This is a genomic window from Streptomyces sp. NPDC055099 (assembly GCF_053607685.1).
In genome coordinates this window covers 102626-121763 of record NZ_JBSGUA010000019.1, presented here as the reverse complement: position 1 = coordinate 121763, position 19138 = coordinate 102626, and the positions used below count along the sequence as shown (strand labels likewise).

13 protein-coding genes are annotated in these 19138 nt (G+C 71.5%); 7 read left to right on the top strand and 6 right to left on the bottom strand.

The window, feature by feature from the left end:
* Nucleotides 1-35: 35 nt before the first annotated feature.
* The 3 genes from ACWFRU_RS35670 to ACWFRU_RS35660 all read right to left on the bottom strand — a co-directional run bounded on the left by ACWFRU_RS35670 (nucleotide 36) and on the right by ACWFRU_RS35660 (nucleotide 5680).
* Nucleotides 36-1544, bottom strand: a complete 1509-nt coding sequence (locus ACWFRU_RS35670; protein WP_453692244.1) for a DUF5719 family protein — start codon at nucleotides 1542-1544, stop codon at nucleotides 36-38.
* A complete protein-coding gene (locus tag ACWFRU_RS35665; RefSeq protein WP_453692243.1) occupies nucleotides 1541-5224 on the bottom strand; it encodes a glycosyltransferase family 2 protein in 3684 nt (1227 codons plus the stop codon). Before ACWFRU_RS35665 ends, ACWFRU_RS35670 begins: the two co-directional genes overlap by 4 nt.
* A 192-nt stretch (nucleotides 5225-5416) precedes the next feature.
* Entirely contained in the window at nucleotides 5417-5680 is a 264-nt protein-coding gene (locus ACWFRU_RS35660) for a WhiB family transcriptional regulator (protein ID WP_016642094.1), read from the bottom strand.
* A 709-nt stretch (nucleotides 5681-6389) separates the two neighbouring features.
* On the opposite strand from ACWFRU_RS35660, the gene ACWFRU_RS35655 reads away from it, so the two are divergent.
* From ACWFRU_RS35655 to ACWFRU_RS35645, 3 genes are read left to right on the top strand one after another with little or no spacing between them, the layout of a single operon-like run.
* Nucleotides 6390-6905 carry a cysteine dioxygenase gene (locus tag ACWFRU_RS35655; RefSeq protein WP_453692242.1) on the top strand — a complete coding sequence of 172 codons (516 nt, stop codon included), beginning with the start codon at nucleotides 6390-6392 and terminating at the stop codon, nucleotides 6903-6905.
* A gap of 34 nt (nucleotides 6906-6939) precedes the next feature.
* Nucleotides 6940-7896, top strand: coding sequence for a 2-phospho-L-lactate transferase (cofD, locus tag ACWFRU_RS35650; protein WP_453692241.1), 957 nt, complete (start codon nucleotides 6940-6942; stop codon nucleotides 7894-7896).
* Nucleotides 7893-9230, top strand: coding sequence for a coenzyme F420-0:L-glutamate ligase (locus ACWFRU_RS35645; RefSeq protein WP_453692240.1), 1338 nt, complete (start codon nucleotides 7893-7895; stop codon nucleotides 9228-9230). The genes cofD and ACWFRU_RS35645 overlap by 4 nt, the downstream gene beginning before the upstream one ends.
* 181 nt (nucleotides 9231-9411) lie before the next feature.
* Here ACWFRU_RS35645 and ACWFRU_RS35640 read toward each other — a convergent pair whose 3' ends face one another.
* From ACWFRU_RS35640 to ACWFRU_RS35630, 3 genes are all read right to left on the bottom strand, one after another.
* Nucleotides 9412-10431, bottom strand: a complete 1020-nt coding sequence (locus ACWFRU_RS35640) for a DNA-3-methyladenine glycosylase family protein (RefSeq protein ID WP_453692239.1) — start codon at nucleotides 10429-10431, stop codon at nucleotides 9412-9414.
* A gap of 129 nt (nucleotides 10432-10560) precedes the next feature.
* Nucleotides 10561-11643: a sugar phosphate nucleotidyltransferase gene (locus ACWFRU_RS35635; RefSeq protein WP_453692238.1), complete on the bottom strand. Its 1083-nt coding sequence runs from the start codon at nucleotides 11641-11643 to the stop codon at nucleotides 10561-10563.
* Between the two features lie 131 nt (nucleotides 11644-11774).
* On the bottom strand, nucleotides 11775-13151 hold the full coding sequence (locus ACWFRU_RS35630) for a peptidoglycan recognition protein family protein (RefSeq protein WP_453692237.1): 1377 nt from the start codon (nucleotides 13149-13151) through the stop codon (nucleotides 11775-11777).
* A 138-nt stretch (nucleotides 13152-13289) separates the two neighbouring features.
* Between ACWFRU_RS35630 and ACWFRU_RS35625 the strand changes: the two genes are divergently transcribed.
* The 4 genes from ACWFRU_RS35625 (at nucleotide 13290) to ACWFRU_RS35610 (ending at nucleotide 19100) form a co-directional block, all read left to right on the top strand.
* Nucleotides 13290-14045 (top strand): TIGR03089 family protein, encoded by a 756-nt coding sequence (locus tag ACWFRU_RS35625; protein WP_453692236.1) that lies wholly within the window; start codon nucleotides 13290-13292, stop codon nucleotides 14043-14045.
* 138 nt (nucleotides 14046-14183) lie between these two features.
* Nucleotides 14184-15416, top strand: coding sequence for an LCP family protein (locus ACWFRU_RS35620; protein ID WP_453692235.1), 1233 nt, complete (start codon nucleotides 14184-14186; stop codon nucleotides 15414-15416).
* Nucleotides 15417-15642: 226 nt separating this feature from the next.
* Entirely contained in the window at nucleotides 15643-17373 is a 1731-nt protein-coding gene (locus tag ACWFRU_RS35615) for an LCP family protein (RefSeq protein ID WP_453692234.1), read from the top strand.
* A gap of 74 nt (nucleotides 17374-17447) precedes the next feature.
* Entirely contained in the window at nucleotides 17448-19100 is a 1653-nt protein-coding gene (locus tag ACWFRU_RS35610; RefSeq protein ID WP_453692233.1) for an LCP family protein, read from the top strand.
* Nucleotides 19101-19138 lie beyond the last annotated feature (38 nt).

The window sequence follows — 19138 nt, the reverse complement described above, 5'->3', positions numbered from 1 at the left end:
GGACTCCCCCACCCCGGTCGACGGGCCGCCGAGGCCTACTTCTGCAGCACCTTCAGATCCTGTTCCGCGTGCGGCACCGACACCATGCCCCTGTCGTCCGGCAGGGTCTGGACGGTGAACATCGGGACGCCGTCCTCCGGGTCCTCCAGCATCCGGGAGGCATGGACGTCACCGCCCGACACCGGCTCCACCGTGAGCGCGTACGTGCCCCTGAGGCCGCTCGGGACGGGCGCCTTGACCCCCAGGGTCGTGCCGCCCTTGACCGTGTACGTCTTGGTCGTCGGCGAGCCGCCTTCGCTGCCCTCCGACGCCGTGACCTTCACCTTGCCGGTCTCACCGGGGGCCACGAGCGACAGCGTCGAGCCCTTGGCCCGGTTGTCGGCCACCGTCGCGCGCGCGGCGATCGCGTTCGTCGCGGGGATGAACGCCGTCTCCTGGTCGGCGCCCTTGCCCCGGGTGACGCGCAGCGCCGCCACCACGGGCGTCGCCTCCTCCGTCGGCGTCAGGATCAGTGAGCCCGCCTCGCCCTTGGTGACGTCGCCGAGGTCCACGGCAGTCGTCATGCCGGACTTCACGTGCAGGTTCGCGTGTCCGGCCGGGCTGATCGAACCGGTCGGCGAGGCCAACTGCACCTTCAGGTCGGCGTCGTCGGCTCCGGGGGTGAAGGCGACCAGGCGTACCGAGGTCGCGTCCTTGGGGATGCCGGGCAGGACCAGGCGGCTCGCGGGGTCGGCGGACGCGGGGAGCCAGTCGCCGCCGAGCTTGTCGTCCGACGACTGCACGGCGGCCGCGACCCGGCCGCTGCGCGCGGTCACGTGCATCGTGAGGTTGGTCTGCTCCTGGGCCGCGAGCGTGGACAGCAGGATGGGGACGCTGGAGTGGGCCTGGACCTGGATCGACTCGCCCACCTCGGTCTTGAGGGCGCCGTCCTTGCCGTACAGCTCGATGTCGACGACGGCCGCCGAGTCGTCCGGGTTGGTCAGGTGGACGTAGTCACTGCGGTCCTTGGCGGTGCTCGCGCCCGGGAACCAGAAGTCCGTGTCGGGCGCCGTGCAGTTGGTGCCCTGGAGGCCGCGGCCACTGCCCACCGCGTACTTGGTGGTCTGCTGAACGGTCCAGCCGGGGGCGAGCCGGCCGTCCGCGGTGCCCAGGAGCGAGGGCGACTCGGCCCCGGACTCCTCGCCGGTGACCGGCTTGCCCGGCGTCTTCGCGGTCAGGAAGGGCTTGTCGTCCTTCTTCGTTTCCTTTCCGGCCTCGTCCTCAGGGGTGACCTTCAACGCCCTGGTGGCGGGCATCAGTTCCGCCTTGCCCGTCTTGCCGGAGCCCGAGCCCTCGCCCTTGGGCGTGAACGCCGTGTACGAGGTCTCGGCGAGGTCGGAGACGCTGGGCACCGGGCAGAGCAGGCTGGTGCGCTCCACGGGCAGCCGCGCGGCGGCCTTCGCGCCGTCGTCTTTGCCGCCGTCGGGCGCGTTGGCCACGGCGAACCCGGTGACCGCGGCGAGCGCGGCCGCGGCGGCGATCAGGGACTGGGTCGTGCGGTTCACTGCTGGCTCCCGTCGGGGCGCTCACTGTCGGTGCCGTGCGGCGGCTGCGGGGGCTGGGGCGGCATCGGGGGCTGCTGCCCGTACGTGGCGTCGAACGCCTGGCCGTACTGCTCGGCGCCGCCCGGCCCGCCCTGTGCGCCTCCGTAGGCGTACGGGTCGTACTGGCCGCCCTGGTAGGGGTCCTGGTACGCGGGCTGGTCGTACGAACCGGCGGGGTACTGGGCGTCCTGGTACTGCTGCTCGCCCTGGTACGTGCCGTAGTCGGCGCCCGCGTGGGCGGGGGCCTGCCACTCGTCGTGCGACGGCGACTGCTGCTGGGGCACCGCGGCGTAGGCACCTTCCTCCTCCGGAGGAGGAGGCGGAGTACCGGCGTCGTCCTGCCCGGCGCCTCCTTGCGCGGCGTCCTGCTCGGCCTGCGCGGCCCGCAGCCTGCGGGCCCTGCGCCCCTCGCCCTCGACGGGCTCCGCCGGGATGACGGCCTCCTCGGGGAGGTCGTCGTCCACGTCGCGGCGGCGGCCGGGAAGGGCGAGGACCACCAGGACCACGGCGAGCGCGCCCTGGGCCCACAGCCAGCCGGTGTGCCCCACGGGAGTCGTGTGCGTGACGTCCAGGCGGCCGCCCGAGGCAGGCAGTTCGAAGCCCTGCGCCCAGCCGTCCAGCGTGGTCGGGGTCAGCGTGCGGCCGTCCAGGGTCGCGGTCCAGCCCTCGTCGACGGCGTCGGCGAGCCGCAGGGTGCGGCCCTCGTCGCCTGCCGGGATGTTCGTGTGCAGCTCCACGGGGCCCGCGGCCACCGGCAGCGGGTCGCCCGTCTCGGGGACGATCGCGGCGCGCGAGACCTGCCGGTCCACGCGCCACAGCGCGCTGCCGTCCTCCTGGCTGAGCCGGGTCAGGCCGGGGGTGGCGTCCAGGGTGCGGCTCATCTGGCGGGGCGCGCCGTCGCGTACGAGGACGTAGCGCACGGCGAAGCCGCCGAGCTGGTCGGCCTGGTCGGCGCCGGAGCCCGCGAGCAGCCGGGCGACGATCTTCTCCAGGTGCCCGTTCGAGCCGCCCGCGGCGGCGAGTTCGGCGTCACCGAGGCGGGCGCCCGAGCCGCGGACGAGGGTGTACGACACCTGGGCGGCCGACTCGCTGTCCAGGACGAGCGTGCGGGCCTGGTCCTGCGTACCGCTCTCCTCGGCGACGAACGCGGGCACCTGGACCGGGTCGCGCCGCTCCAGGGGGCCGTCGGCACCGCGGATCATCCACCCGGCGGCGACGAGCAGCGGCCCGGCGGCGGCCGCGAAGGCGATGAGGACGGCGACCGGCTGGCGCCAGCCGAAGCTCTGCTCGGCGACACGCGTGCGTGCGCCGTCGGCGCCGAGCGCGGCGGCGGCCAGGAGCGCGAGGCCGTACCCGAGGGTCGCGGGGCCCGCCCACGCCGAGCTGTTCGAGAGCGCGGCGAAGACCAGGGAGACCAGCGCGGCGATCCAGGCGGTGCGGACGGCGAGCTGCCGCTCCGTACGCAGGAGCGCGGCCAGGGCGGCGAGCACGATGCCGATGAGCAGCAGCCCGTCCACGGTGCCGGGGCCGCCGGGGCTGCCTCCGAGCAGGTCGAGCCCGGTCGCGGAGCCGGTGCCGAAGTCGAGTCCCGCCTCACCGAAGAAGCCGAAGGGCAGCAGCGAGAGCGACCAGGGCGCGAGGATCAGGAGCGGGGTGCCGAGCGCGGCGAGGAAGCGCAGGCCGTACGCGGTGATGTCGCCCCTGCGCACCACGAGGAGCGCGAGGCCGAGCACCAGGGCGATCGGCCACACGATGGGCGTGAAGGCGGTGGTGAGCGTCAGGAGCAGGGCGAACGCCCACGCGGCGCGCCAGCTTCCGCGGGTGCCCTCCGGAGAGGTCAGTCCGCTCGCCGCGATGCCCGCGCGCGCCATGAGCGGCAGCAGGATCGCCAGGACGGCGGTGCCGATGCGCCCGCCCGCGAGCGCGCCCGTGGCGGCCGGCAGGAAGGCGTACGCGACCGAGGCCCAGGCGCGCAGCAGGCGCGACTCGACGAGCGGCCGTGAGGCGAAGTAGGCGGCGAAGCCGGCCAGTGGCACCGAGCCCACCAGGAGCAGCGTGACCGCGAGCCCGGTGGACCCGAACAGCAGGCTGCTGAGCCCCGCGACGAGCGCGAGGTAGGGCGGTGCCGACTGCGTGCCGCCGGTGCCGACCGGGTGCCAGGCGTCGAGATAACGGGCCCAGAGGGCGGAGGAGTCGCCGGGGGCGGGCAGCAGCGCGCCGCCCGCGAGGGCGCCGCTGCCGAGGAGTTCGCGGCAGGCGATGAGCGAGGCGAACAGGAGCACCACGAAGAGCATCGGTCCCGGCTTGCGGGCCAGGCGCTTGAGCCGTGCGAACTGCTCGACCTGGAGGTAGTCCGCGTCGTCCCCGCCGGGTCCGGTCTCGACGGCCCCGTGCCGCCCCGCGCCGGTGACGGCCTCGGGGTCGGAGCGGCCGACGATGCTGCCCGCCACCTGTTCGACGGTGGCGCGCACGGTGGCGCCCGGCGGCGGGAAGAGCGGCCGCATCTCCGACGGTTCGAGGGCCGGCTTGCCGCGCTCCTTGCGGGCGCTGACGATCCGTCCGGGCCGCAGGAGTGTCCCCAGGAGGCCGGCGACCTCGTCGACCGCCTGGCCCGGGACCTTGCCGACCAGATACGCGACGGTGCGCAGCAGCGTGCCGAAGACGAGCCGGAAGAGCACCCAGGGCAGCACGGCCGTACGGGCGTTGACGAGCAGGGTGTAGGCGGCGCCCGCCTTGTCCACGCGGTGCGGCGACGTCGACGTACGCCCGACGCAGTCGACGGTGCGGCGCTCGCGCGAGGAGGCCTCGGCGTGCCGGACGACGGCTTCGGGGGCGATGAGTACGCGGTGGCCCGCGTTCTGGGCGCGCCAGCACAGGTCGACGTCGTCCCGCATGAGCGGCAGGCGCCGGTCGAACCCGCCGAGTTCGTCGAAGACGTCCCGGCGGATCAGCATGCCCGCGGTGGACACCGAGAGCACGGGCCGTACGTGGTCGTGCTGGCCCTGGTCCTGCTCGCGCCGGTCGATGCCGGTCCAGCGGCGGCCGCTGTTGGCGATGGAGACGCCGACCTCGAGGAGCTGGCGGCGGTCGTACCAGCCGCGCAGCTTGGGGCCGACGATCGCGACGTCCTTGCCGACCTCGCGTTCGTTCTCCACGACGCGGAGCAGTTCGGCGAGGGCGCCTGGCTCGGGCGCGCAGTCGTCGTGCAGCAGCCACAGCCACTGTTCGGGCTCGCCGTGGGGCAGTTCGGGAAGGTCGTAGGCGTCGTCGCGCCAGGTCCGGCTGACCGGGTCCCAGCCGCTGGGGCGCTTCAGGTACGGCAGCTCTTCGGGGGTCAGCACGCCGGCGGTGCGGTTCGCCTCGTCGACGGCGGTGCCGAAGCCGGAGCGCCGGGCCAGGTGCAGGACGCGGTCGGGGCCGAGTGCCTCGGTGACCAGGCGGGCGGAGTCGTCCGCGCTGCCGGTGTCCGCGGCCACGGCGTTCTGCACCGGGCGCTCCTGGCCGAGCAGGCCGGCAAGGGCGTCGGGCAGCCAGCGTGCGCCGTCGTGGGAGACGATCACGGCGGTGACTACGTGCCGCGGGAACTCAGGAGCGGCAGCGGCGTCTTGGGGACTGGCTGCCGAATGGCTGTGCACGGACATCGAGGTACGGGCCCCGGTTCGATGGACTGCGGTGGACGCCTGCGCTTCATGGGGGCGCCGGGGCGTCTCGGACGGGGCCCCACACTAACGGCTGGCATCACAACAGCCCGCCGCCTGTGGATAACCCACGGGCGACGGGCTGTTCCTTACGTAGGGGTGTGTGCCGTTTGGTCGGGCGGATCCAGCTGGTGTTCAGACGGCGGCCTTCTTCAGACGGCGGCGTTCCCGCTCCGAAAGGCCGCCCCAGATTCCGAACCGCTCGTCGTTCGCCAGTGCGTACTCAAGGCATTCCGAGCGAACCTCACAGGCGAGGCAGACCTTCTTGGCCTCTCGCGTGGAGCCGCCCTTCTCGGGGAAGAAGGACTCGGGATCGGTCTGGGCGCACAGCGCGCGCTCCTGCCAGCCGAGTTCCTCGTCCGCGTCCTCGACCAGCAGTTCCTGAACCAGCTCGGTCATGTGCGCCCCTCGTCTGTCTGTGCGTCCCCGTGGTGCTTGCCGTTACCGATTTCGGCTGAACGACACGAGTGAAATTACAAGTGTGCCGATCCGGGCCAGTCAAGCCGAGATCTGCTATTGGGCCCCTTATTCACCCTGCGGAACCAAGGTAATGCGGAAAGTGTTCAAATCGGCATAAACCCCGTCACTTGCCGGTGGCCCATCCCGAGGCACCCCGCGACCGCCTTCACCAGGGAAGGACGTCACGGGGAACGATCCCGTTGCGACCGGTCCACCGAAGCGAAGGGGATCACATTCGGGTCACGGGAGCGCGCCGGGGTTTACGCGCCGGTTGAAGCGCGATGTGACCCTGGGTGTCCCGTGAACCCCATGCACAAACCTTTCACCTGACAGAACAACCGGATGAGGTGAAACATATCCCACATAACGGACATAGAGTTGACAGAGAAGGTGTGAGCCGCTGTCCTAGTGGGCATGCTCGCAAACTTGGCACTCCCGACGACCCGCACCCGCGGGCTCCTCGGCGCTGCCCACGCGCGCTGTCTCTGTTCCTGTTCCAGCTGTTGAGCCATCCCGCTTCCAGCTGTTGAGCCCGCTCCGGCACTTCACCGCCCGAGCCGCTTTTCCCTTCTTTGCCTGTAGCCCCTTCTGTTCCCTCGCATCAGCTCCCTAGCGACTCCTGGCACTCACGTTGAGGAACCACCGCACCATGAACAGCGACAGCGACCTCCAGATCGCCGGCGACATCCTCGAAGTCACCCACCTCCTGCAGCCCGCCCGCGAGCACCCGGCCACCGTGGCCGAGTTCGTCGGCCTGGCCCGCACCATCGCGGCCGACCGCGCCCAGTGGTCCCACCTCGTCGAGTACGACGCGACGAGCCGCTGGTACCACCGCCTGCGCACAGGGCCGGGATACGAGGTCTGGCTGCTCTCCTGGGTGCCCGGCCAGGGCAGCGGGACGCACGACCACGGCCGCTCCTCCGGCGTACTGACGGTCCTGGAGGGCGAACTGACGGAGCGTACGGAACGCGGCCAGCGCGCGCTCGGCGCCGGGGCCCAACGCGTGTTCGCGCCGGGGTACGTCCACGACGTCGTCAACGACTCCCTGGAACCTGCCGTCAGCCTGCACATCTACTACCCCGGCCTGACCGACATGCCGATGCACGCGGCGCAGTGCGGCGTGCGGGCCACCGCTCCGGCGGCCGGAGATGTCGTAACCGCCTGACACGCTGTCGTACCTGCCTGACATGCTTGGTCCCATGCGCATTGTGGTCCTGGCCGGCGGTATCGGCGGCGCCCGTTTCCTCCGCGGGCTCAAGAAAGCCGCGCCTGACGCGGACATCACGGTCATCGGCAACACCGGTGACGACATCCACCTGTTCGGGCTGAAGGTCTGCCCCGACCTCGACACCGTGATGTACACGCTCGGCGGCGGCATCAACGAAGAACAGGGCTGGGGACGTACGGACGAGACGTTCAAGGTCAAGGAAGAGCTCGCGGCGTACGGGGTCGGGCCCGAGTGGTTCGGGCTCGGCGACCGGGACTTCGCCACCCACATCGTGCGGACGCAGATGCTGGCCGCCGGATTCCCCCTCAGCGCGGTGACCGAAGCGCTGTGCGAGCGGTGGCAGCCCGGCGTGCGGCTCATCCCCATGTCGGACGACCGCGTCGAGACGCATGTCGCCGTCACGGTCGACGGCGAGCAGAAGGCCATCCACTTCCAGGAGTACTGGGTGCGCCTTCGGGCGTCCGTGGACGCGCACGCCGTGGTGCCGGTCGGCGCGGACCAGGCCAAGCCCGCGCCCGGTGTCCTGGAGGCGATCGCCGAGGCTGACGTCGTGCTCTTCCCGCCGTCCAACCCCGTGGTGAGCGTCGGGACGATCCTCGCCGTGCCGGGCATCCGCGAGGCCATCGCCGACGCGGGCGTGCCCGTCGTCGGGCTCTCCCCCATCGTCGGGGACGCTCCCGTACGCGGCATGGCCGACAAGGTGCTCGCCGCGGTGGGCGTGGAGTCGAGCGCCGCCGCGGTCGCCGAGCACTACGGAAGCGGGATGCTCGACGGCTGGCTCGTCGACACCGTGGACGCCGGGGTCGTGGAACGGGTCGAGTCGGCGGGCATCCGGTGCCGGGCGATCCCGCTGATGATGAGCGACGACGTCGCGACCGCCGAGATGGCGCGTGCGGCGCTCGCCCTCGCGGAGGAGGTGCGGGCGTGAGCTCCTCCGAGGCCGGAGCCGGGGCCGGGGCCCCGCCGTCGTTCCGGGTCTGGGCCGTGCCCGGGCTGCCCGAGGTGCGGCAGGGGGACGACCTCGCCAAGCTGATCGCCGCCGCCGAACCGGGGCTCGCCGACGGGGACGTGCTCCTCGTCACCTCGAAGATCGTCAGCAAGGCCGAGGGGCGGATCGTCGCGGCGAGCGACCGCGAGGCCGCCATCGACTCCGAGACCGTACGGGTCGTGGCGCGGCGCGGGACCCTGCGCATCGTCGAGAACCGGCAGGGCCTGGTGATGGCCGCCGCCGGTGTCGACGCCTCCAACACGCCCGCCGGGACCGTCCTGTTGCTTCCCGAGGACGCCGACGCGTCCGCGCGTGCGGTGCGAGAAGGACTGCGGGACGCGCTGGGCGTGGACGTCGGCGTCGTGGTCACCGACACCTTCGGGCGCCCCTGGCGCACCGGCCTGACGGACGTCGCCATCGGGGCGGCGGGCGTGCGGGTCCTCGACGACCTGCGGGGCGGCGTCGACGCGTACGGCAATCCGCTGAGCGCGACGGTCGTCGCCACCGCGGACGAGCTGGCCGCCGCGGGCGACCTCGTCAAGGGGAAGGCCGGCGGGCTGCCGGTCGCGGTGGTCCGCGGGCTGCCGCACGTCGTCGGTGAGGCAGGCGGGGCCGACGAGGGTGCTCGCGTCATGGTGCGGAGCTCGCGTGACGACATGTTCCGGCTCGGGACGTCCGAGGCCGTGCGGGAAGCGGTGACGCAGCGGCGGACCGTGCGGGAGTTCACCGACGAGCCGGTCGACCCCGGGGCCGTGCGGCGGGCCGTGGCCGCCGCGGTGACCGCGCCCGCACCGCATCACACGACGCCGTGGCGGTTCGTCCTCCTTGAGTCCGAGGACTCAAGGGTGCGGCTGCTCGACGCGATGCGGGACGCGTGGGTCGCCGATCTGGAGCGGGACGGCAAGTCCGCCGAGTCCATCGCGAAGCGCGTACGCCGGGGAGATGTCCTGCGCAAGGCTCCCTATCTGGTGGTGCCCTGCCTCGTCATGGACGGCTCGCACACGTACGGGGACGAGCGGCGGGACGCGGCCGAGCGGGAGATGTTCGTCGTCGCGGCCGGTGCCGGGGTGCAGAACTTCCTCGTGGCCCTCGCCGGGGAGCGCCTCGGGTCCGCGTGGGTCTCGTCGACGATGTTCTGCCGGGATGTCGTACGGGACGTTCTCGGGCTTCCGGAGTCGTGGGACCCGATGGGAGCGGTGGCCGTGGGGCATCCGGCGGGGGAGCCTGCGGCTCGGGCTGCGCGGGATGCGGGGGACTTCGTCCGGGTTCTTTAGCGGTCCTGGCCTGCGGCCTCGGCTCTTGACTGCGCCTGGCCTGGCTGCGCCTTCGCTGCGGGTCGTGGGGGCTTGTCGCGCAGTTCCCCGCGCCCCTGAAACGGCCGTTCGTCGCCTGCGGGTCTGACGTGGTTGCTCGCGCCGTTCCCCGCGCCCCTTACGGGGCCCGTCTGCGGGGCGGTCAGATCTTGGCGATGTCGAACTTTGGCATGCCCGGTTTTCTGCGGGACGGTGTGCGGCCGCTCAGGAGGATGAGGCGGGCCGCTCGGTGGCGTTGGCCCTCGTAGGGGGCCAGGAGGCGCAGCATTTCCTCGTCGTCCGCCTCGCGGTTGTCCGCCAGGGCGTGGCCGACGATGCCCGGCAGGTGGAGGTCGCCGACCGTGACCGCGTCCGGGGCGCCGTTGCTTCGCTGCACGGTCTCCGCCGAGGTCCACGGGCCGATGCCCGGGATCAGTTCCAGGCGGGCCTGGGCCTTGAGCGGTTCCATCGCCGCCGCCTCCTCCAGGCGCGCGGCCACCCGCGCCGCGCGCAGGATCGTCGACGCGCGCTTGTTGTCCACGCCCGCCTTGTGCCACTCCCAGGACGGGATCAGGGTCCACGTCCTCGGGTCCGGCATGACGTACATACGGAGCTGTTCGGGGACCGGGCCGGGTGCCGGTTCGCCGTACTTGCGGACCAGGAGGCGCCAGGCGCGGTACGCCTCGTCCGTCGTGACCTTTTGTTCCAGGATCGACGGGATCAGGGACTCCATGACCAGCCCCGTGCGGATCAGGCGGAGGCCGGGGCGGCGATGCGCTGTCACCGCGAGGAGGCGGTGGCGGGGGACGAAGGCCTCCGGGGCGTCCGACTCGCCCAGGAGGTGCGGGAGTTGGTCCAGGAGCCAGGTCGCTCCAGGGCCCCAGGCCTCCGCCTCCACCGAGTCGCCGCGCAGGGCCACGCGAAGCGTGCCGGGTCCCTCCGGGGTGCGGCTCGCCCGCCAGGCCGAGCCGTCGGGGGTCACGCGGAACGTGGGGTCCGCGGGGCCCCTTCGCAGGGGGCCCACGGTCAGGCCCAGGTTCAGGGGGTAGGGCGGGGTCCAGGTGCGGGTTCCGGCCGTGGTGGCCTGGCGGGGCATGCCCGCCTGGCCCACCGCCCGGGGGATCGCCGTTTCGCCGCCGCGCACTGTGGTGCGGGTGGGGCGCGGAGCGAAACGGGATGACATCTGTACGAGGGTAAGGGCTTCTTTGGCCCCCGCCCCGCCCCTTCCTGAAAACCTGCTCCGGCGCAGGAGCCTGGTGACCGCATCACCGGCTCCGCCGAGTTCGTCCTCAAACGCTGGACGGGCTGACGATCACTGGTCCGACGAGAATCTGACCGAGCCCGCCGGCAGTCCCGCCCCGCACCACACCCGTACCCCGTCACGCAGTTCGTTGTCGGCGCCTACGTCCGCGCCGTCGCCGATCACCGCGCCCGCGAGGACCGTGCGTGCGCCCACCCTCGCGCCCGCGCCGATCAGCGAGTCCGTGACGACCGCGTTCGGTTCGATGATCGCGCCCGCGAGGACCGTGCTGCCGTCCACCCGCGCTCCCTCGCCGATCACCGCGTGCTCGCCGACCACGGTGCCGCCGGTGAGCTTCGCGTCCGGGGCGACCGTGGCGGTCGGCAGGACCAGGCGGTCGCCGCAGCGGCCCGGGATCGCCGGGGACGGGGCGCGGCCGAGCACCAGGTCGGCCGAGCCGCGTACGAAGGCCTGGGGGGTGCCCAGGTCGAGCCAGTACGTCGAGTCGACCATGCCCTGGAGGTGGGCCCCGGAGGCGAGCAGGTCGGGGAACGTCTCGCGCTCGACCGAGACGGGGCGGCCCACCGGGATGCTGTCGATGACCGAGCGGCGGAACACGTACGCGCCCGCGTTGATCTGGTCGGTGACGATCTCCTCGGGCGTCTGCGGCTTCTCCAGGAAGGCCTGCACCCTGCCCGTCCCGTCCGTCGGCACAAGGCCGTACGCGCGCGGGTCCGTGACCTTCGTGAGGTGCAGGGAGACGTCCGCCCCCGACTCCTCGTGCGTGGTGACGAGGGCGCGGATGTCCAGGCCCGTGAGGATGTCGCCGTTGAAGATCAGGACCGGCTCGTCGGGTCCCGAGCGCAGACGCGACGCCACGTTGCGGATCGCGCCGCCCGTGCCGAGCGGCTCGGTCTCCGTGACGTACTCGATGTGGAGGCCGAGGGCCGAGCCGTCGCCGAAGTACGGCTCGAAGACCTCGGCGAGGTACGAGGTCGCCAGGACGATGTGCTCCACGCCCGCCGCGCGGGCCCGCGCCAGCTGGTGGGTGAGGAACGGTACGCCCGCCGCCGGGACCATCGGTTTGGGCGTGTGCACCGTGAGCGGACGAAGCCGGGTGCCCTTGCCGCCGACCAGGAGGATCGCTTCTGTCACCTGTCGTCTCTGCTTCCTGCTGGGGCCGGCCGAACTTGAGTCGCGGCCGGCCAGTGTATGCAGATGGCTTTGCAGATCGTGCAGTGCGCTGTGCGGGTCGTGCGGTGTGCTTCGTGGTAGGGGGAGCGGACTCAGCGGCCCTGGTAGCGGGCCGAGGCGGAACGGGCCTTGCCCAGCTTCTGATACAGGCGACTTCCGGGGCATTCCGTGGCGAAACCGTCACGGTGCCCGGAGATCACATGGAGCCGGACGTTGCGGCCCTTCTTGTACAGATTCCCTCCCCCGGACCTCAGGTATGTCTTCGCGCGCGGGTTGGCGCCGTACAGGCCGAGCTTCCACGCGGTCAGCCGGGCGATGGCGTTCACCGAGGCCGCGGGCGGACGCGATGACCCGAAGCTGCCGATGACGGCGATGCCCATGCTCTTGGTGTTGAAACCGAGAGTGTGGGCCCCGAGGACGGGCTTGGCCACACCTCCGGCACGTCCTTCGTAGATGTTTCCGCACTTGTCGACCGCGAAGTTGTAGCCGATGTCACGCCAGCCACTGCTCTTGACGTGGTAGCGGTAGATGCTGCGCAGCACCGATCCGGTCTGTGAGCAGCGGTAGTTGTTGCCGGACGCGCTGTGGTGCACGAAGGCGGCCTTGACGGTCTTGGTGTACGCGAAGTTCTTCTCGCGGAGCCTCTCGTCCGCGCCCCAGCCCTTGCGCGTGGTGATCCGCGGCCGGGGCCCCACGTAGGGCCTGGCCCGGCCCGCGGCCTCCTCCGGGCCGCCGCGGGCCGCGATGAGGTCGGACTCCGTCTCCTTCTTGCCGAGCGCCGGGATGACGTCGGCGCCGAGCGGGGCGAGGTCGGCGTTGACCGCGGAGGCGGCGGCGGTCTCGGCGGTCAGGGCCGTGGAGCCGGTGCCCTTGGGCGCCGGGCCCTGCGGCGGCGGCTCGGCTCCGGGGTCGACGAGTTCGAGTCGCAGGCCCGCCGGCAGGGCCTGTCCCCCGGAGGGCCGTGCGGCGCCGCGGTCCTCGGCCGCCTCGCCCCGCACCCGGATCTCGACCCCGTCCGAGTCGCCGACCCACAGCGGTGCCGTGGAGCCGCGGACCCGGCCCGAGGCCCGCTCCGGGTCGTCCGGGTCGGCCGCGTGCTCGTGGTTGTGCGTCTCCACGGGCTGCCAGCCGGACCAGTTGCCGGTGCCGCTGGCCCGGGTGCGGACCTGGACGCTGCCGTGCAGTTCGTCGTCCGGGTCGTCCCAGATGACGCCCACCAGGGAGAAGGGGCGGACCTCGCGCTGCAGCAGGCCCTGTTCGACGGATGCTCCGCCGCCCGCCGAGCGGTCGGAGCCGAGTGGGGTGAGCGGGAGTGACTGGGTGCTGCCCGGCACCGATTCCGCGGAGGGCCCGGCGGGCGACTCAGCGGCCGGGGTCGCGGCGCGGGCGCCGGACGACGGCAGGGTCAGAGGGAGGGCCAGGGCGGCCGCGCACGTGACGCCGATCGAGGAAGCTAGAAATCCACGCATACGACTGATAGTTGACACAAAGGGGCAGATCTGTCCATTGCGGAATTGACGGTCCGTCTGTTCATGTCCGCCGAACCGGTGGCCGCCGCTCCCCCGCCGCGCCCCGGGGCGCACGGGCACGCGCGTACCCTTGCGCCCGTGAACGCCACCGACCGCACCCCTGCCGACCTGCTGCGATCCGCGCTCGCCGCGGACCCGGGCCGCCCGCTCATCACCTTCTACGACGACGCCACGGGCGAGCGCGTCGAATTGTCCGTGGCCACCTTCGCCAATTGGGTGGCCAAGACCGCCAATCTGCTCCAGGACGATCTCGCCGCGCAGCCCGGCGACCGGCTCGCCCTGCTGCTTCCCGCGCACTGGCAGACGGCGGTCTGGCTGCTCGCCTGCTCGTCCGTCGGCGTCGTCGCCGACGTGGGCGGCGACCCCGCCGGGGCCGATCTCGTCGTCAGCGGGCCCGACTCGCTGGATGTGGCGCGCACCTGCTCCGGGGAGCGGGTCGCGCTCGCGCTCCGGCCGCTCGGCGGCCGCTTCCCGCAGACCCCCGAGGGCTTCGTGGACTACGCCGTCGAGGTGCCGAGCCAGGGCGACCGCTTCGTGCCGTACGCGCCCGTGGACCCGGCGGAGCCCGCCCTCGCCGTCGGCGGAGCCGGTGAGCTGACGGGTGCGGAGCTGGTGGAGCGGGCCCGTGCCGACGCCGAGGCGCTGGGGCTCACGCCCGGCTCGCGGCTCCTGTCCGGGCTGTCGTACGCCACCTGGGAGGGCCTCAGCTCCGGTCTGTACGCCCCGCTGGCGGCGGGCGGCTCCGTGGTGCTCTGCCGCCACCTCGACCAGCTCGCGGAGGCGGGTCTGGCGAAGCGGATCGAGGACGAGCGGGTCACGGCCACCGCCAAGTAGCCCGCCCCGCCGGGCGCCCCCTCCGCTCCCCCGTTCGGCCCACCAGCGGCCCTGGCCCGCAGGCCACCGGCGTCACGTCGGTCCATGGTCATAAGAGCGCACCATGCACCGACGTCGCGATGAGGGGTGGCCGTACACGTGTCCGACACCGCAGGCATGCCCGCCGGACCGGAGCGCCCGGACGCGGACGGCGGCCCGCCTGAGCCTGCGGCCACGTACGCACCCGGAGCGGGCTCCAGCCCGACGGGTGAGGGAGTCGCCCGGCGCAGGCGGCGCTGGCTGCGCTGGACGGCCGTGGGGGCCGCCGGGGTGATCCTGGCGGCCGGGGGCGCGGGATGGGCGGTCTACAAGAAGCTCGACGGCAACATCACCAAGGACACCGACGCCGCCGCGGAGCTCGCCCGCTACGAGAAGGAGCGCCCGACGGCGCTGGTGAACGGCGCGCAGAACATTCTCCTGATCGGCTCGGACACCCGCTCCGGACGCGGCAACAAGAAGTACGGCCGCGACCCGGGCACCCAGCGCTCGGACACCACGATCCTGCTGCACCTCGCGGCCGACCGGCGCAGCGCGACCGCGGTGTCGATCCCGCGGGACGTGATGGTGGACATACCCCGCTGCCGCAAGAGCGACGGTTCGCGGACGCGGGCGCAGTTCGCGCAGTTCAACTGGGCCTTCCAGTTCGGCGGGACGGCCTGCACCATTCGTACGGTCGAGAAGATGACGAAGATCCGCGTCGACCATCACATGGTGGTGGACTTCGCCGGGTTCAAGGACATGGTCGACGCGGTCGACGGCGTACAGGTCTGCCTCAAGGCGCCGATCAACGACCGCGACGCCCGTCTGAAGATCGCCGCCGGAATGCAGACCCTCGACGGCGAGCAGGCGCTCGGCTACGTGCGGGCCCGCAAGAGCATCGGAAACGGCAGCGACACCGACCGGATGGACCGCCAGCAGCAGTTCCTCGCGGCACTCGTCAACAAGGTGCAGAGCAATGACGTCCTGCTCAATCCGGCGAAGCTCTATCCGGTCCTCGACGCGGCCACTTCTTCGCTGACGACGGACCCGGGACTTGCGAGTTTGCGTGGTTTGTACGAACTGGTGCGCGGCATGCGCAACATCCCCACAGAACAGGTGCAGTTCCTCACGGTGCCCCGGCGGTCGTATGTCTACGACGCCAATCGGGATGAACTCGTCGAGCCTGCGGCGGACGAACTCTTCACCCGACTCCGAACGGACGCACCCCTCCAAGTGACGCGCGAGGAGCCGGAGACCGACCCCCGCGACGAGCAGGCGGCCGACCCTTCCGCGACTCCGAGCCCCGACCCCACTTTCCGCGGCAACACGGCAGCCGGGACGACCTGCGAGTAAACACATCCTCAAGCGCAAGACCGCCCGCACAAAGAAATGGGGCGGATTGCCCAGTTGTAGGGGAGTGGAATTTGTCACCGGCGTCGTTCGACGCTGAACTGGCCGGATAGTGTGAGCGATCCGGTGCGCCTGGCCCCTCGTGGCCCGCACCGCTGGATGACTGACCGAGCGCCTTTCTTGAGGGGGGAATGGCGCCGCGTGGCCCCGACGGAGGACGCAGACAACCGTGGACGCGCAAGGCCGTGGGCGGGCGGAGAACATCGACCCCGCAGACCAGTGGGTGCTCAACCCGAACACCGGCGATTACGAACTGCGACTGAGCCCTTCCGCTGGGCAGTCGCCAGTGCCCGGACCGCGCAGATCACCGCGGTCCGCGCCCCGCCAGGGAACGCGCGGCCGCGATGGCCGACGCGACGAGCGTCGTGACGAGCAGCGCGACGTACCGCCGCAGCGCAGAAGGCGGGCGCCGCAGCCGGAGGCCGCGGGCGGGCGGCGCAAGCAGAAGCCGAAGAAGTCCAAGGGCAAGAAGGCCCTGATGTGGACGGGCGGCTCGCTCGCCTTCGTCCTGGTCGCGGTGGGCGTCGGCGGTTACGTCTACTACCAGCACCTCAACGACAACATCAGCTCGATAAACGACGACGGCGCGAGCACCGGCGGCTTCAGCAAGGACCGCGCCATCAACATCCTGGTGATGGGCACGGACAAGCGCAGCGGCGAGGGCAACGAGAAGTACGGCGACAAGGGAAGCGTCGGCCACGCCGACACGACGATCCTGCTGCACGTCTCCAAGGACCGCACGAACGCCACCGCGTTGAGCATCCCGCGCGACATGATCACGGACATTCCGGACTGCCCGACCACGATGGAGGACGGCAGCAAGAAGACGATCCGGGGATCGCAGGGGGCCCGCTTCAACGAGAGCCTCGGTCAGAGCGAGCGCACGCCGAGCTGCACCATGCGTACGGTCACGAAGATCACCGGGATCGTGCCGGACCACTTCATGGTGGCCGACTTCAACGCGGTCAAGACGCTCTCCAGCGCGGTCGGCGGTGTCGACGTATGCCTGGCCAAGGACATCGACGACCCGGACTCGCATCTGAAGCTGCCCGCGGGCAAGCACACGATCGAGGGCGAGGAGGCGCTGGCGTTCGTCCGCACGCGCCACTCCGTGGGCACCGGCGGCGACTTGAGCCGCATCGAGCTGCAGCAGCAGTTCCTCAGCTCGCTGATGCGCAAGCTCAAGTCGAACGACACGCTGACCAGCCCGTCCAAGATGATAAAGCTGGCCGAGGCGGGCACCGAGGCGCTCACCGTCGACTCCAAGATCGCGGACATCATGAAACTCCGTGACCTGGGCATGGAGCTCGGCAAGCTCGACATGAAGAACCTCAGCTTCGCGACCGTGCCCGTGATCGACAACCCGGCGGAGAAGGTCCACACGACGGTCGTCGTGAACAAGGCCAAGGCCGACCCGCTGTTCGCCATGATGCGCGCGGACGAGTCGCTGACCGCGGTGAAGAAGAAGGAGAAGAAGGAGAAGGCAGCGGTCGCCGCCCGGCTCAAGGGCAGCAAGTCCGCCGCCTCGGATGTGCGGGTCAACATCTACAACGGCAGCGGGAAGACCGGCGCCGCTCAGGCAACTCTCACGTACTTGCAGAACACTGAGGGCATGTCCAAGGCCAGCCAGCTCGGCAACGCGCCGTCCGACCTCAAGAAGACGACGCTGGAGTACGCGCCCGACCAGGCCGATCAGGCCCGGCGGCTCGCCGACGTCATGGGGCTTTCCGGCTCCGCGATGAAGCCCGGGAAGAGCGAGAAGAACTCGCAGGGGCTCCCGGCCATCAAGCTGACGCTCGGCAGCGACTTCAAGGGGGCGGGAGTGCCGATCAGTGCCCCGTCGAAGGCGCCGGAGGGCATCCAGAAGGTCGAAGCGGACAAGACTGTGTGCGCCAAGTGACCTGAAGCGGCCGTTCTGCGTCTCACAAGACGCAGGATGGCCGTATTTCGGGGTAGCGCGGGGAGGGACAGGGGATGGGGAAAAGCAGCGTGCGTGGGGAGGGGGCGCCTCAACGCGCCCCGCACGCCAGTGATCATGGCCTGGAAGGAGGCCCGCCGCACGAGGGAGGGGAGCCCTCGGCGGACGGCGGGCACCGCGGGCGCGGCCGTGGGGGCAGCCGTGGAGGTGGTGGCGGCCGGGCTCCGCGCCCGAGACGCCGGATACTCCGCTGGTCGGCGACGATCCTTTCGGTGCTGATCCTCGGCACGGCCGGCGCCGGATACCTCTGGTACCAGCACCTGAACAACAACCTGGAGACCGACGACCTGAACCTCGGCGAGCACCGGGCTCCCGAGCCCACGCCGAACGCGGCCGGTCAGACCCCGCTGAACATCCTGCTGATCGGTTCGGACGCGCGGGACTCCAAGGAGAACCAGAAGCTCGGCGGAGCCAAGGAGACGTTCGGCGGCACCCCGCTCGCCGACGTCCAGATGCTCCTTCACCTGTCGGCCGACCGCACGAACATGTCGGTCATCAGCATGCCGCGCGACACGCTCCTGGACATCCCCAAGTGCACCGACCCGGACGACGGCAAGGTCTACGAGGCGTCGACGCAGCGGACGATGACGAACCAGACGCTCGGCCGCGGCGGGCCCGGCTGCACGGTCGCCACCTGGGAGAAGCTCACCAACATCCACATCGACCACTTCATGGAGGTCGACTTCGCGGGCGTGGTCTCCATGGCCGACGCCATCGGCGGCGTACCGGTCTGTGTGGACGCCAACATCCACTCGCGCGACAGCCAGGGCCACGGCTCCGGCCTGAAGCTGCGGAAGGGCACCACCGCCGTCAAGGGCGAGCAGGCCCTGCAGTGGCTGCGCACCCGCTACGGCTTCGACGGCGGCACCGACATCAGCCGTGCCAAGGCCCAGCACATGTACATGAACTCGCTGGTGCGCGAGTTGCGGGACAACGCCAATCTGAGCAGCCCCAACAAGCTGCGCAGGCTCGCCGAGACGGCCACCAGCGCGCTGAAGGTCGACGACGGCCTCGGCACCGTGAAGAAGCTCTACGACCTGAGCAACGAGCTCAAGAAGGTCTCGCCGGAGCGCACCACGATGACGACCATGCCGTTCGAGTACGTGGGCGCGCGCGTCATCCCCAAGCCGGGCGACGCCGAGCAGCTCTTCCGCCTCGTGCGCGACGACATCGCGCTGGACGGCAAGGGCAAGAAGAAGCCCGCCGAGGAGAAGCTGTCGGACGACCCGGCGGCGGCGGACGACGAGATCGCCGTGCAGGTGCAGAACGGCACCCGCACGGACGTCGAGCCGCCGGTCAGCGGGCGGGCCAACGCGGTGCTGCAGATCCTCGCCGGCAAGGGCTTCACCAGGGCGGCGGCCGACACGACGACGGTGCTCGCCCAGGAGAAGACCGTCGTCAAGTTCCCCAGCGCCGAGCTGGAGGGCGACGCCCAGCGGATCGCCAAGTCCCTCGGGATGAAGCTGAGTTCGGTGAAGAAGTCGACGGACGTCTCCGGGGTCACCCTGGTCGTCGGCGCCGACTGGCGGGAGGGGAACAAGCCCCCCAAGGCGAAGCAGGACGACAAGACGCCGGAGTCGGCCGACGCGCTCAACGGCTCCGACAAGAAGGCGTGCATGCACGTGGACCCGGACTTCACCTGGAAGTGAGACGCGATCCGGCCCACCGTCGGTGGGCCGGATCCGCC

Bases quoted from the DNA above. Each gene is read 5' to 3' on its own strand.
- ACWFRU_RS35665 (WP_453692243.1), bottom strand. From the start codon at position 5,224: ATGTCCGTGCACAGCCATTCGGCAGCCAGTCCCCAAGACGCCGCTGCC.
- ACWFRU_RS35660 (WP_016642094.1), bottom strand. From the start codon at position 5,680: ATGACCGAGCTGGTTCAGGAACTGCTGGTCGAGGACGCGGACGAGGAA.
- ACWFRU_RS35655 (WP_453692242.1), top strand. From the start codon at position 6,390: ATGAACAGCGACAGCGACCTCCAGATCGCCGGCGACATCCTCGAAGTC.
- cofD (WP_453692241.1), top strand. From the start codon at position 6,940: ATGCGCATTGTGGTCCTGGCCGGCGGTATCGGCGGCGCCCGTTTCCTC.
- ACWFRU_RS35640 (WP_453692239.1), bottom strand. From the start codon at position 10,431: ATGTCATCCCGTTTCGCTCCGCGCCCCACCCGCACCACAGTGCGCGGC.
- ACWFRU_RS35630 (WP_453692237.1), bottom strand. From the start codon at position 13,151: ATGCGTGGATTTCTAGCTTCCTCGATCGGCGTCACGTGCGCGGCCGCC.
- ACWFRU_RS35610 (WP_453692233.1), top strand. From the start codon at position 17,448: ATGGGGAAAAGCAGCGTGCGTGGGGAGGGGGCGCCTCAACGCGCCCCG.